The following is a 15,264-nucleotide window of genomic DNA, read 5'->3' on the forward strand; positions in this document are numbered from 1 at the left end:
ATGAAATGTCTGTGATGAATTTTTGGGACAGTCCTATTAAATGTTTTGCATTATCTTTTGTCTCTACTTATGCGTTAGATAATCCTAATTTCCCTGTTGTAAGGTCAACTAACTCAATGGTCATACTTTCATTTGAACTAGATCCAATCTGAAAGTTGAGTTTTTTAATCTTAACTAGCCTACTACCAGATCCTAATAGATTATGTGTATTGAATTGAACCGTTTCAGTAGTTTGCTGGATTGATGAGAGTAAGTCTTTTACTTCCACTTGAACTCCTAATCGTGAGGAGTCGTCCATGGTATCATAGGAAGCTAATACAGAAAATTCATAAAGTCTCCGAACATCTTCATTTGTTTTCACTAATCCATCTTCGGCGGTTTTCAAGAGTGCGATGCCGTCCTGGATATTACGTTGGGATTGGGCAAGACCCCTAATTTGTGCCCTTGTTGTTTCAGAAATGGCTAGACCTGCTGCATCATCAGCTGCGCCTTGCACCTTTAGCCCAGAGGAGGTGTTTCTTGTAGCCTTTTGTAACCTATCATTAATTTTATTACGTCTGTTTTCAAAAAAAATATTTTCATATTTAGCCGTATTCGTTTTCAACCCCACAAAATCATTTACTGTCTATATATATATTGTCTTGTATGGGTGAATTTTCATAGGTGAGAGAGTAATTTTAGAAACCTTTTTATAAGGATCTATGTCAAATAGTCCTTATGTATCTTGAGCTAAACTTAAGAAATAGATTATATCCTAATAAAAAAGTGTATTTTTAGTAAATTATAGGTATTTAATCCTATTTATTAATAAAGAAATGAGGATTAAAATAGATTTATAGTAATAATTAACCAAGTGAAAAGGGCAAATCATAGGAAACTGTGAGACGCAAAGCCATGGACCTGAACTAAAAGTACTAGTGCTTTTAGATGGTAGCCGGTTGCCGCAAGGAATCATAGCCTAAACTCTATGGACCTTGTTTGAGGTTCTTTTTTTATGCCTTTTTTGCAGGAAAGAGTGGAGGTAAAATCGTGAAGAAAGATAGAATTAGTATTTATCTGGCGGTTCTATTATTAGTATTGCAGCTTCTGACGCCGCTTGGATCCGCATATGCAGCGGATAATGGAGTTTTGTTGCCGCCAAGCAATCTTACATACCAGTCTATTACTCCGGATGACGGAAAGCTGGTATGGAGTTCAGTGTACGGTGCAACAGGATATAATGTCTATCAAATTACTGATGGTCAGCTTGTCTTGAAAGGTACTGTTAGCACTGCTTCTTTCCCTCTAAATAATCAGGCTGAGGGAAAATATAGTTATGTGGTCTCAACATTAAGTTCAAACGGGGAGTCAGGGCCGTGTGCTCCAGTGGATGTAAACATTGTTTACCCTGATATGGCAGCTCCATCTACTCTGACAAATACAATCCAAAATGGAAATGATATTGTCTTGAATTGGGGTGCTTCCCAGTATGCGGAAAACTATAAGGTGTACCAGCTCCAGGATGACGGTACACAAAAGCTCTTAACCACTACTCTATCATCTGCTCGCACTTATACAATTACTAATGCGAAGGAAGGTAAAAATTCTTTTGCAGTTTCAGCAGTGAATTCACTGTATGGTGAATCCCCGACTGCAACTCTTGATGTAAATGTTGTTTATCCTCTCATAAAGGAACCTTCCAGTCTATCTTTTACAATTACAAATGGAAACGATATTAATCTAAAGTGGGCAGCCGCGAGCTATGCTAACAGCTATAAAATCTACCAGGTTATTAACGGTGAAGAGCTATTTAAAACATCAGTAACTACTACAAGCAAAATATTTACCAACATGCCTGAAGGAGATTATACCTTCAAGGTTTATAGCAGCAGCGACCGTTTTGGCACATCTGCAAACGGCAGTCAAATAAATGCAACTGTAAGTCCTATTGTAATGGCTCCACCAAGCAGCTTTACTTATAAGCTTCAAAATGTAAACGATATCGTTTTAACATGGGGAACGGCATCCTATGCAACTGCTTATAAGGTTTACCAGGTTATTGGTGGCGAGAAAATCCTCAAAGGAACATATACCGGAGCTACTGTTACTTATGCAAATCAGCCGGGCGGGGATTATAAGTATGAGATTCATTCTTATAGTGACCGTTATGGAGAGTCCGAGGCGGAAACAAGCGTCAATTTAACAGTGGATACTATAACAATGGCTCCTCCAGCTAATCCGGCATATAAGATTCAAAACTTAAATGATATTGCCCTAAGCTGGACAGCTTCAGTATATGCTGATTCTTATAAGGTTTATCAGGTTATTGACGATCAAAAAGTTTTAAAAGCAACAGTAACTGGAACAGCAGCCACATTTACTAATATGCCTGCCGGTAATTATACCTATGTAATTACTTCCTACAGCAGTCGTTTCGGTGAATCAGCCGATAGCAACCAGGTTCAAGTAACAGTCGATCCAGTTGTAATGGAAAAACCGGCCGATTTTAATTCTCAAATTTCGAATGGAAATGATATCTCTTTAACATGGTCTGCAACAGCGAATACGACCAACTACAGGGTATATCAAATTGTGAACGGTCAAAAAATCCTAGTTAGTTCGCCGACTGGTACAAGCGTAAGTTTTACCAATAAAGCTGCAGGTGATTATTCTTATCAGGTGTATTCTTATAACAGCCGATTTGGTGAATCAAGCGAGGGAGCAACCGTTTCTTTTACATTAGTATGGCCTGTTATGACAGCTCCGACAAACTCTCAATATAGTATTACAGGGCCTACCAGCTTCAGTCTTTCCTGGGATACTGTACCGTTTGCAACGAGTTATAAAGTGTACCAGTTAGTAAACGGTACAAAGACCTTAAAAGCTACGGTTACCGGAACTATAACTTCTTTTTCCAGTATGGCCCCCGGCCAGTATACTTATGAAATTCATTCTGTCTCATCCCGATTTGGGGAGGGGAAGGATGGCAGTCCTGTAAATGTTAATTTAACCGGACAGGCGATGGGAACTCCAACGAACTTTCTAACTCAGATTTCAAACGGAAATGATATCAAATTATCGTGGAGCCCAGTCCAGTATGCGAGTAATTATAGGATCTATAGAATTATAGAAGGGCTTAAGTTTTTGCAAACTACCACTACTTTTACAACTGTAACGTATACAAATCAGCCTGAAGGGGACTATGATTATTTTGTTTATTCATATTCAGCCTTACTTGGAGAATCACCTGAGGGAGCAGAGCAAAATTTTTCATTAGTCTACCCTGAAATGCAAAAACCAAATAATTTGGTTAATACAATCCAAAATTTTAATGATATCACACTTAAATGGGATCCAGTACAATATGCCACTAGCTACAATGTTTATGAGGTACTGGATGGACAGGAAGTCTTTAAGGCTACCGCCACTACACCGACCGTTATCTTTACCAGGGTTTCTGAAGGCACACATTCGTATGTGGTCCATTCTGTCAGCACAAGATTTGGTGAATCAGTGGAGGGAAGCAGGTTGGATATCAATATAACATTCCCTAATTTACTATCACCGACGAATGTTACTTCGGCTATCGCAAATGGCAATGATATTACATTAAAGTGGAATGCCGCATCCTATGCCACATCTTATAAAGTCTATCAAATCGTTGATGGGCAAAAGCAGTTGAAGTCAATTGTTACAGGAACTTCGGTTACTTATACTAATGTTCCGGAAGGAGATTATTCATACGAAATTTACACAAATAGTGACCGCTATGGGGAATCCGCCGAAGGAAGTCCTATAAATTTTACCGTTGTCTTTCCTGTTATGCAGGCTCCTGCAACCTTTACAAATATCATTTCGAACGGAAATGACATTACTTTAAGCTGGGGTTCTTCCCAATATGCGACTGCTTATAATGTATATAAAGTAGATGCAGACGGAAACAGGACACTTGTCAAGAATACGACAGCAAAAACTCTTAGCCTTCCAAACATGCCAGAGGGAGATTATTCTTATGAAGTTACATCCTTTAGCAACCGTTTTGGCGAGTCTCCTGTTGGTAAATCGTTAAGTTTTCCACTTGTATTTCCTATTATGCAAACACCGGCATTATCTTACTCCATTGCAAATGGAAATGATATTACACTTAAGTGGAATCCAGCAACCTATGCTACAGGATATAAAGTCTATCAAATTATTGATGGCCAAAAGCAATTAATAAAATCTCAAACAGGTACAACCTTAACGCTGGTTAACCAGCCAGAAGGGGATTACACCTATGAGGTTCACTCTTATAGTGACCGTTTTGGTGAATCGCCTGAGAGTCTGCCGTTAAGCTTTACTCTTGTTTTCCCAATCATGCAGACACCTGTTATGAAATTCACGGTCGCAAACGGAAATGATATGACACTTAGCTGGAATACTGCAACTTATGCAGCTGGCTATAAATTATATCAAGTGATCAATGGACAGAAGGTATTGAAACAGACTCTATCAGGCACTTCAGTCACTTTTACAAATATGCCAGAAGGCGATTATACCTACGAGGTTCATTCCTACAGTGAACGTTTCGGAGAGTCACCTGAGAGCAAGCCATTAGCCTTTACGCTTGTTTGGCCGGTCATGCAGGCTCCGGCAGCAACACATTCTATTTTAAATGGTAATGATATAAGATTAAGCTGGAATCCAGTTACCTATGCAAACGGTTATAATGTTTACCAAATCATTGATGGCCAAAAGCAGTTGATTAAAACTCTTACTACAACATCATTCACGCTAACCAATATGCCAGAAGGTGATTATCAATACGAAATTCACTCCTATAGTAATCGTTTTGGCGAATCTCCGGATGGTGATAAAGAGAGCTTTAATTTAACCTGGCCCGTTGTACAGCCTCCAGTAATTCAGGGAAGTATTTACAACGCTAATAACGTTACTCTTAAGTGGAATTCAGTAACATGGGCAAATGAATACCGTGTTTATGAAGTTAAAGGTGACACAAAGGTACAGCTGTACAAAGGAACAGCATTAACATATGAAATTTATAATCTATCTGAAGATACACATAAATATCAGGTAACAGCATATAGCACAAGGTTTGGTGAATCTGTACTTTCTAACGTTGCCTCAGAGGAAATCATTTATCCGGAGATGCAGCCGCCGACAGTAAGTGTTACTGTGACATCACCTACAAGCGCTCGAATTTCCTGGAATTTCGTAACGTATGCAAATGGTTACAACGTTTATGAAAATATAGCCGGAATACCTTTCCTGTGGGTGAAAAATTTAAACAATCTATCATTTACTGCTACCAATCTTTCTTATAGTAATCATGAGTTTTACGTAACATCCTACAGTAATTCGTTTGGTGAATCGCAGCCATCGAATACTGTAATTGCAAAATTGATCACGGATATAGAAGCGCCGGTTACTACTTCGGATGCCACAGCATCCTGGACTGGCACCAGCCAGACTGTAAAATTGACTGCAACAGACAATGATACAGGTGTTGCAAAAACATATTACTCATTAAATAATGCACCGTTTGTGGAAGGTACCACTATTTCAGTTGTAAATGAAGGTGTTAATAAACTATCCTTCTACTCCATTGATAAAGCTGGTAATGCCGAAGCGGTAAAAATAGTAAACGTTAAGATTGATAAAACTGCTCCTGAGACAAAGGCAGACGCACCTTCCGTTTGGGTAAAAGACAATGCAACTGTTACCTTAACAGCGGCTGATAATCAAAGCGGTGTTGCAAAAACCTATTATTCTGTGAATGGTTCGGAATACACAGAAGGAACTTCCTTCACAGTAAATCAAGAGGGGGAAAATAAAGTTTCCTTCTATTCTGTGGACCAGGCTGGCAACAAGGAAGAAGCAAAAACGGTTGAAGTGAAAATAGATAAAACTGCACCAGAAACAAAATCGGATGCTCCAGCATCCTGGCAGAAAGACGATGTAACCGTTAATCTTTCTGCAACTGACAGCGAAAGCGGTGTAGCGAAAACCTACTATTCAATAAACGGTTCCGATTATGTTGAAGGCACAACCTTTTCAGTGGAGCAGGAAGGTGTAAGCCAAGTTTCCTTCTATTCTGTTGACCAGGCAGGAAACAAGGAAGATGCCAAGACTGTTGAAGTTAAAGTTGATAAAACAGCTCCAGGAACCCGATCAGATGCTCCGGTTTCTTGGCAAAAAGACAATGTAACCGTCAATCTATCTGCTACCGACAGCGAAAGCGGTGTAGCGAAAACCTACTATTCAATAAACGGTTCCGATTATGTTGAAAGCACAACCTTTTCAGTGGAGCAGGAAGGTGTAAACCAAGTTTCCTTCTACTCTGTTGACCGGGCTGGCAACAAGGAAGACGCTAAGAACGTTGAAGTTAAAGTTGATAAAACTTCGACAGAAACAACATCTGATGCTCCAACTAATTGGCAAAAAGACGATGTAACCGTCAATCTATCTGCAACCGACAGCGAAAGCGGAGTAGCGAAAACTTATTACTCGGTAAACGGTTCGGATTTTACAGAAGGCACTTCTTTCCCAGTTACTCAAGAAGGGGTTAACCAAGTCTCCTACTACTCGGTCGACCAGGCAGGAAACAAGGAAGACGTTCAAACTATCGAAGTAAAAGTTGATAAAACTGTTCCAGAAACAACTTCCGATGCTCCGACTTCCTGGAAAAAAGAAGATGTAACAGTTAATCTTACAGCAACAGACAGCGAGAGTGGAGTAGCAAAAACGTATTACTCAGTAAATGGTTCTGACTATAAAGAGGGTACTACCTTCACTATTACCCAGGAAGGTGTAAACCAGGTCTCCTACTATTCTGTCGACCAGGCTGGCAATAAGGAAGAAATTAAAACAGCTATAGTTAAAGTGGATAAATCATTACCAATTATCGAGTCCTACTTCAAAGATTTATATGAATTGAATTCTGTATTCAATTTAACTTATTCAACAAGAGATCTTGTTTCAGGTGTAGCACAAGAGGTTGTTACGTTGGCTGGTTCTAATGATCTGATTGGAAAAATTGTAAATAAGTCCAACCAGATTGTTTTAGATAAGCCAGGGGTTTACACTCTTATGGTCAGAGCAACTGATGTTGCCGGAAATACACAAACGTTCCAAAAGAAATTAACTGTATTCATTCCTGCATCAATTGAAGTAACGCCAAATGTTATTAAGGTTAATAAAGGCGTATGCACTTTACGAGTAAATACGCCAAACCAATATTCTATGAGCCAATTTGATTTGAATACAGCTCAATTGAACGGAGTTAAGGCATTAAACAGCAACAATGGCTATTATAATCAGGCTAAACAGGGACAGTTTAAATTTGAAAGATCTGATTTCTCCTGGAATACAGGAGAACAGGCTCTTGAATTCCGCTGTTACTTGAACGGTTACCTGGTTATAGGCTATGGAACAGTAAAAGTTATTAATTAATAGTAAAAAAAGCTGTCCTGGTCTTTTGGGCAGCTTTTGCTTTATTTCCATAACATTTCCTTTCTTTTCTCCCCATATAGGTATTTTTTCTCATTTGAATTTTGTACATTTTAACCGATATACATTATAGAAAAGTATGTATGGGGTGTAATGTAATGGAAGTAAGTAATCTGCCAATTGTACAGCAGCCACAAATCCGGATAAACGACAATATCAACTCAGTTAGGCCTGGAGAAACTAGCCAAGTATTAATAAAAGAACGACTGCCGGAAAATGAAGCTAAAGTTGTTTTAAAGGGACAGGAAACTGTTGTGAAATTTGATGGACCGATTCCTTCTGACGACCGTGTGCTTGTTGAGGTCAAAAACCTAAATGAAAATGGGCAAGTTACTGTTAAGGCCATTAATAACAACGTGCAGGCTTCCTCCTCCCTAAATACTCCAAAAACGGTGGACTCCCTGTTAAGAAGTGCGGGTATCAATCCTGAAAGCTCTCCTGAATTGAAAGAGGCAGTCAGCCAAATTCTTTCCCGGGACGGGAATGTAATGAAAGAAACTGTTGCGGTTCTACAGGATTTTTTTAAAAATGAACCTGGTTCGATAGATGAAAAACTTAATACGATTAAAGTGATGCAGCAAAAAAATATTGAATTGACTAAAGTGCAATTGCAAGCAGTGAATGTCGCCCTTCATGGTAAAGCATTAACAGATACATTATCAAAAATATTCAGCAGTTCTAGTCAATCGACAGAGAATATTTCAATAAAACAGCAAATAAGGCAAGTAATTGATGAGATTCAGAAAGAGCCACAATTAGAAGAAACTATTAATCTGGCGGAGAAACTTTTAAGCCAGACAGAACTCGAGAATGATTCGAAAAAAGTGATAGAAAATGGGATCAATACTGCACAACGCCTGGCCGCATCAGGGCAAAATTCTTTTGCTAAAGGAGTTGTTGTTGAAGCGCTTGTAAAAGTGGAACGGCAGCTTCAGAATAGTTACCCATCCTCTACGCAGGATCCGGGTGCCACTCTGCAAAATCAAACTGAGAATCTTTCAATTCCAGCAGACAGAGCGGTGAATACAACTGATTCTAAAAACATACAAATTAAGTTTCAGACTCAGCCGCTTCAGCAAGCTGTTGAAAATGCCGTTACTCAAATAAAAAACGGGACAAATTCATCTGAAGTTGTGAAAAGAATCCTTTCTGCCCTTGATCCTTCTGTGGATAAAGAATTGATTGCTGATATAAAAAAAGCTCAGCTTATTCAGCAGGCTGCCAAAACACGGATATTAGACCAATTGGAAGATAAGTCAGAAATTAAGGAAGAGGTGAAAAACGAAACTGATCTCAAAAATATCGCAAGTCTGCTAAAGGATATTAAACTTCCGGTAAATGTGAAAGTAGCCATTCAAGAGGGGATTAAGCTCGAGAAAATCGGAACGGAAAGACTCTTGTTCGCTTTGGAAGGTCTAAATAGCCAGGCTAATCAGCTGCCGGTACTTAAACACGAAGAACATTCAAATCAGAACACTCAGGTTTCTGCTATTAAGGAAACCGCAAAGCTTGTTCTTAAAGAACCCTTGCTCTCCAATCTTCTAAAAGCTGTAGGGAAGTTGCTTGAAGAACATTCTGATGGAGATATCAATCTTTCGGGCTTTAAAGAATCGTTTGAAAAAGCAACCAAGCTTGCCGACAAGGGCCGTGAGCTAGCTGCAAGAAGAGAACTTGCGGAGGCAATGGGAGAGCTAGAAAAAGTGTATCCGCAATTACAAAAAGCTTCTGAGAATGCTTCCATATCTAAAGCAGAAGAATATATGATCAATGAAGCGGTCCAGACATTGCAGCTTACCTCTAAAAATTTGCTAGTCACTGAGATTACCAAAAAGCTTTCGCAAATGGCGATTGATTTTAAAAACATCCGGCAGGAAATAAGCAGGAACCTGGATGCTGCCTCCAGATTAATCCAGACCCAAAAACCAGGAAGCATAACTCCCGTACGGCAAATGCTCGATGCAACAATTAAGAAGCTTGATAATACCATTTTAAAAAGTAATTTTATGCTTTATACCGATATGGAAACTGAGAAAAAAATGCTGACTGCGAGTTCAAGGCTTGCTGATGCAAAAAACCATTTAAGTAATGGAAACTTCGCTGAAGTGAACCAAATTGTAAAAGAAGTTAAGGACCTGGTCGATAAGCTTGTTTTTAAACCGTCCGATACCAGGATAAAACATTTTATCTCTGAAGAGAGCCTGCACGGTACAAAGTCTACTGAAAAAGACGTTCTCCCCACGCAAATTCTTGCGGATCGCGAAAAGGGTCCAAGGCACATTTTTGAGGCTATAAAAAGGATGGGTTTTACCCATGAAACTAATGCTGCACAGACCATCGTCCAAAAGGAGGAAGCACCTCATAATCTTAAATCGGCTTTAATGGAAATGATTAAGACGGGGGACAACCAAACGAAGATGAATGCAGAACAGGCACTTAGCCAGATCACTGGTCAGCAACTTTTAAATAAGCAGGATTCTTCCGGTATGCAAAATCTTTTCTTACAGCTGCCGCTGTTGCTTGATAAACAAGTTGAAAATGTGAAGGTTTATGTAAACTCTCAAAAAAAAGGAGAAAAAATTGATTGGGAAAACTGCAGTTTGTATTTTGTGCTTGAAACCAAAAAACTCGGAGAAGTAGGCATCTCTGTTTCGGCGGTTAATAAGAATTTATCAATTACTTTTAAAAATAATACGAAAGACCTGGAAAAGGCCATGGATCCTTTAAAGGGCACTGTTAAAGAACGTCTTCAGGAAATCGGCTATTCTGTTGGGTCCATTCATGTAAAACCAATGAAAACTGATAATCAAGCGGCCGATAATATAAAAGTTGCCCCAGCTATGCCCACTTTTACAGAGAAGGGATATGACTACACGATATGAACAGTCATTATTTTAATACAAAAGGCCGGCGGCAAATCAATGGTCCTTCTGCGGCGGTAATTAAATATGATAAGGAAGATGGGAAAGCTCCCACAATTATCGCTCAGGGAACAGGCCTTGTGGCACAAAAAATAATTGAGAAAGCGAAAGAGAATAATATCCAACTCCAGGAGGATCCGACCCTTATTAACAATCTCTTGCAGATTGATCTGGGTGAGAGCATTCCTCCGCAATTATATGAGGTAATTGCAGAGATTTTTATTCTATTGGAAAAAATCGATGAAAGCTATTAATATCTGAGTGCGATGGCCGATAATAAGGGTAGCTAACATCTAAATGGAGGTATACCAATGGAAGTCCTGACAGATGAAGTAATCTATAAAAAGAGTTCTCAGGAGCTTACGGCCCTTTTATATGAAGGAATCATTATGAATCTTGAAGAATCTATAGAGTTAATTGAAAGTAAGAACTTTCTTGAAGCTAATCTAAAAATTCAAAAGGCAAATGATATTTTACACCGATTGGGTGTAGGTCTTAAGTATGAAGCAGGTCCCATTGCTGAACAGTTCGACACACTTTATAACTACATGGCAAACATGCTAATGGAAGCCAATCTTCGCAAGGACAAGGAATTAATTGAAAATATACTAAAGATTATTGAGCCAATTGCAGTTGCCTGGAATGAAGTCATTAAGAAAAAGCTTCCAGTCCAGTCTGCGATATCCAAAAAAGTATCAGCTTATGAAAATAGCATTATGAGGGCTGAATAATCTATAGAAATGCTTAAAATTGTAGGAGGTTCAACATGCGTATTAACCATAATATTTCCGCATTAAATGCATACCGCAATCTTGCTGTTAACAATGATAACACCTCAAAAAGTCTTGAAAAATTGTCTTCTGGCCTAAGAATCAACCGTGCATCTGATGATGCGGCGGGACTTGCTATTTCTGAAAAAATGAGATCTCAGATCCGTGGCCTTGATATGGCAGAGCGTAATGCCCTTGATGGGGTTTCTGTTGTCCAGACGGCTGAAGGGGCTCTTTCATCCACTCATGAAATTTTGCAGAGAATGCGTGAATTGGCTGTCCAGGCTGCCAACGACTCCAATACTCAAACTGATCGGAATGAAATCCAAAAAGAGATTAACCAGTTAACTTCTGAGGTTAACCGAATTGGCAACTCAACAGAATTCAATACCTCTAAATTACTTGACGGAAGCAGACTAAATGCAACTAAAACAGGCGGTAAGGACAATTCTATACATATGCAAATTGGGGCAAACTCCGGGCAGGAAGTTGCACTTGAAATTAACGATATGCGCTCTCAAGCATTGCACATAAGCTCAGGACTTGCTGGAACTACTACCGCACAAAATGTTACTCTGGTGGATGGCACTACTACTCAAAAGGTTTGGTATACCGCTGTTTCAGGAGCAGATAATGGAACGTCTGCCAATACACCGGAATACGCTATCGATGTAACCAGCCATGATAAAGCGGCTGCAGCTGTTACTATATATGATGATGCAATTCAAAGGGTTTCATCTGAGCGCGCGCGTTTGGGAGCAATCCAGAACCGTCTTGAGTATACAGTAAGCAACCTTAAAACGATGGGCGAAAACGTCACAACATCAGAATCTCGAATTCGTGACCTTGATATGGCGCTTGAAATGACAAACTTCACCAAGAACAATATCTTAAATCAGGCTGCACAGGCAATGCTTTCTCAGGCAAACCAAATGCCTCAGGGTGTGCTTCAGCTATTGAAATAATAGTGAAAAGGAGAGGGAAACCTCTCCTTTTCTAATAGAAAAATATTTAAAGCTATCTTAAAAAGAAATATAATAGAAGTTAAAGATATTAAATGAAAAGGTGTGGAGTAATGTAATGGAGGTACAGCGCGTCAATAAAGCTTCAGTCAATAAAATTGGCTTTAAAGAAGAAACAGCAAAGGATTCCATTTCTTTTAATTCCATCATGGATAAAAAGCGTACAGATGTTACTTACGAGCGGCTCAGCCAAAAAATGAAAGAAATTGAAGGTGCAGGTAAATCGCTCGCTGACTCAAGAACGGTTGATAATCTGCGTAAATATAAAAAGCTAGTTAAGGATTTTATGGAGGATGCAGTCAAAAACGGCTTGGAGCTCAAGGAACAGCGCGGTTTCAGCCAGCGTGGATCCTCGAAGATATATAAACTTGTTAAAGAAGTGGATAAAAAGTTGATCGACCTGACAAATGCAGTTCTAGATAAAGAGAAAAAAGGAATTGATCTTCTTGGCATGGTTGGGGAAATCCAGGGATTGCTTATTAATATTTACACCTGAAATGCTGTGGCGAAACGCTGCAGTTTTTTTTATTAAATAAATAGTCTTAAATTCTTCGAATACAAACCGATATTAATATAGAGATATATAAACAAGGGGAGATAAGGATGATTGAACGCCTTACAACAGTAAATATCCCTATACAGCCAAGAGTAGCAGATACCGAAGGGGCCTCTGTAAAACAGAGAACAGAAGAAAAAACATTATTACCCAATCCAAATGATAACCAGGAAACTCCATTAAATGATGGCAAAAAGAAAGAGAAAGTTGAGGAGATTGTTAAGGGGTTAAACGAATTTCTTCAGCCCGCGCACACTTCTTTAAAATTTCAGCTGCATGAAAAATTGAATGAGTACTATGTAACTATTGTTGATGACAATACACATGAAGTAATTAAAGAGATTCCATCTAAAAAACTTTTAGATACCTATGCAGCTATGGCAGAGCATTTGGGGCTGCTGGTGGATAAAAAAATTTAAAGGTGATGTTAATGGCCAATTTAAGAATTAGCGGTATTGCTAGCGGAATGGACATAGATAAAATGGTAAGCGATCTGATGAAGGCTGAACGCATGCCGCTTGATAAACTGAAACAAAAGAAACAGGTACTTGAATGGCAACGCGATGATTACCGCTCTATGAACACGCTGTTATTAAACTTCAGGACGGACCTAACCGGTATGAAGATGACTACCCAGTACCGGGCAAGAACCACAACCAGCTCTAATGAAGCGATGGTAACTGCTACGGCAAGCAGTGCTGCCACACAGGCAGCTTACTCCATCTCCAACGTTACAAGCCTGGCGACGGCAGCAACCTTGAAAAATGGAGGCACTATTTCTGCCGATCAAACTCAAAAAGTTGATCCTAATGCAGCGATTTACTCTTCCCAGAGTGGTTTTCAAGACCCGACTTTCAACTGGAAAGGCGGGACTGCAGGGACATATCAAAAAACTGTGGATACAGCAAATGCAACTTTTTCTATGGGTATTCCTACAACAGAAACTCTGGATACAGCTTCAGTTGTAGTTACAGTCAATAATAAAAATTATGAGGTAGTAACATCCGGAACGGCAGCAAATCTGACAGACTCTCAAGTGCTTGTAAGCAGTACAGGTGGATTAACGTTTAAGTCTGATATCGCTGTGGGAAGTTCCATTAAGGCGGATTACTATTCAAATAAATATATCACTCAACAGTTTAAACCAACCGCTGATACAAAAGACTTTCAACTCGAGAAAAGCAATGTTTTTGATGTGAAGATTAATGTTACTGATAGCATTGGCACAAAATCTTACACGACCAGTACTACGTCGAGTGGCACTACCAAGGATATATTGGATGGTACGACAGTGGTAGGAAGCCTGGATACTGTAACTGGAAAAGTTAGCCTTACCAATGCTGTTGCTGCTGAATCAACTGTGGATATACAATATAACCAAAACTATTCTACCTTTTCAATTGGGTCTTCTACCTCGGACGGATTTAAAAAGCAAAATTTTGTTGTTGCCGGGACAGATTCGCTGAACCAGATTATTTCAAAAGTAAACAGTTCAAATGTCGGGGCGACCATGTATTATGATTCCTTCTCCGACCGCATGACACTTACACGAAAAGAAACAGGAAATTATAATACCGCAACTGGGGTTAATGAAATAACAACAAGTGGCAATTTTATAGACAAGGTTCTTAAATTTGGAGCTGCTGCGGGTGCAGTCGAATCCGGTGGTGAAGACGCGGTGTTTACAGTCAATGGACTTACAACTCAGCGCCATACCAATACTTTTGACATGAACGGTGTTACTTTTACCTTAAAAAACACCTTTACAGATCCAGTAAATGTTTCTATTAGCAATGACACAAATGCAGTTTACGATAATATCAAAGGTTTTATAGATAAGTATAATACGTTAATCGATACTATAAAGAAAAAAACCTCGGAGGATTATTATCGTGATTATCCGCCATTGACTGATGATCAGAAGGAACAACTTTCCGATACACAGCAGGAGCAATGGACAACCAAGGCAAAGAGCGGGCTGCTGAGAAATGATCCCGCTTTAAACGGGGTTCTGAATACAATGCGCAACAGTTTTTATACTCCTGTAAGCAATTCTCAGGTCAGTTCGGCATACGATCAGTTAGCCAAAATCGGGATAACCACTTCGGCAAACTACATGGATGGAGGAAAGCTTGTAATTGATGATGCGAAGCTGAAAGCAGCCATCCAGGCTGACCCCGATTCGGTTGAAAACTTGTTTCGTGGTACGGGAACTACTGCGTCCTCACAGGGAATTATTCAAAGGCTATATGACAATGTCAGCAACACAATGGATAGCCTGAAACAAAAAGCGGGTAATACTTTTTCAACAAACAAGCAATTTTCCATTGGACTAAATCTGGATGCTTTAAGTACTCAAATCACCAGCTTTGAAGATCGCATGAAACAAGTTGAAAACCGCTATTATAATCAATTTACGGCTATGGAGCAGGCAATGCAAAAAGCAAATTCACAGGCTGCGTATTTTGCCCAGCAAATGGGCGGCGGAGGCGGTCAGTAAGTTCAAAAAG

Annotated in this window: 9 protein-coding genes and 1 riboswitch; of the genes, 8 read left to right on the top strand and 1 reads right to left on the bottom strand. The window is 39.4% G+C overall.

Translation table 11 applies throughout. The features are described 5' to 3' along the window. Positions 1-67: 67 nt before the first annotated feature. Positions 68-604 carry a flagellin N-terminal helical domain-containing protein gene (locus tag AC3WR0_RS04870; RefSeq protein ID WP_492551247.1) on the bottom strand — a complete coding sequence of 179 codons (537 nt, stop codon included), beginning with the start codon at positions 602-604 and terminating at the stop codon, positions 68-70. 247 nt (positions 605-851) lie between these two features. Then, a riboswitch (cyclic di-GMP riboswitch) is annotated at positions 852-946 on the top strand. Between the two features lie 83 nt (positions 947-1,029). Here AC3WR0_RS04870 and AC3WR0_RS04875 point away from each other — a divergent pair. The 8 genes from AC3WR0_RS04875 (at position 1,030) to fliD (ending at position 15,254) form a co-directional block, all read left to right on the top strand. Further along, positions 1,030-7,431 carry an OmpL47-type beta-barrel domain-containing protein gene (locus AC3WR0_RS04875; RefSeq protein ID WP_492551248.1) on the top strand — a complete coding sequence of 2,134 codons (6,402 nt, stop codon included), beginning with the start codon at positions 1,030-1,032 and terminating at the stop codon, positions 7,429-7,431. 155 nt (positions 7,432-7,586) lie between these two features. Then, on the top strand, positions 7,587-10,367 hold the full coding sequence (locus AC3WR0_RS04880) for a hypothetical protein (RefSeq protein ID WP_492551249.1): 2,781 nt from the start codon (positions 7,587-7,589) through the stop codon (positions 10,365-10,367). Beyond that, entirely contained in the window at positions 10,364-10,660 is a 297-nt protein-coding gene (locus AC3WR0_RS04885; RefSeq protein ID WP_492551250.1) for an EscU/YscU/HrcU family type III secretion system export apparatus switch protein, read from the top strand. Before AC3WR0_RS04880 ends, AC3WR0_RS04885 begins: the two co-directional genes overlap by 4 nt. 57 nt (positions 10,661-10,717) lie before the next feature. After that, positions 10,718-11,137, top strand: a complete 420-nt coding sequence (gene fliS, locus AC3WR0_RS04890) for a flagellar export chaperone FliS (RefSeq protein ID WP_492551251.1) — start codon at positions 10,718-10,720, stop codon at positions 11,135-11,137. A gap of 35 nt (positions 11,138-11,172) precedes the next feature. Beyond that, positions 11,173-12,141, top strand: coding sequence for a flagellin N-terminal helical domain-containing protein (locus AC3WR0_RS04895; protein ID WP_492551252.1), 969 nt, complete (start codon positions 11,173-11,175; stop codon positions 12,139-12,141). A gap of 115 nt (positions 12,142-12,256) precedes the next feature. Beyond that, positions 12,257-12,694 (top strand): YaaR family protein, encoded by a 438-nt coding sequence (locus tag AC3WR0_RS04900; protein WP_492551253.1) that lies wholly within the window; start codon positions 12,257-12,259, stop codon positions 12,692-12,694. Between the two features lie 107 nt (positions 12,695-12,801). Further along, on the top strand, positions 12,802-13,173 hold the full coding sequence (gene flaG, locus AC3WR0_RS04905; protein WP_492551254.1) for a flagellar protein FlaG: 372 nt from the start codon (positions 12,802-12,804) through the stop codon (positions 13,171-13,173). Between the two features lie 11 nt (positions 13,174-13,184). Next, the gene (fliD, locus tag AC3WR0_RS04910; protein WP_492551255.1) at positions 13,185-15,254 is read left to right on the top strand and encodes a flagellar filament capping protein FliD; all 2,070 of its coding nucleotides are present in this window, start codon (positions 13,185-13,187) and stop codon (positions 15,252-15,254) included. Positions 15,255-15,264: the final 10 nt, after the last annotated feature.

Source organism: Neobacillus sp. FW104-15D2, assembly GCF_058790155.1.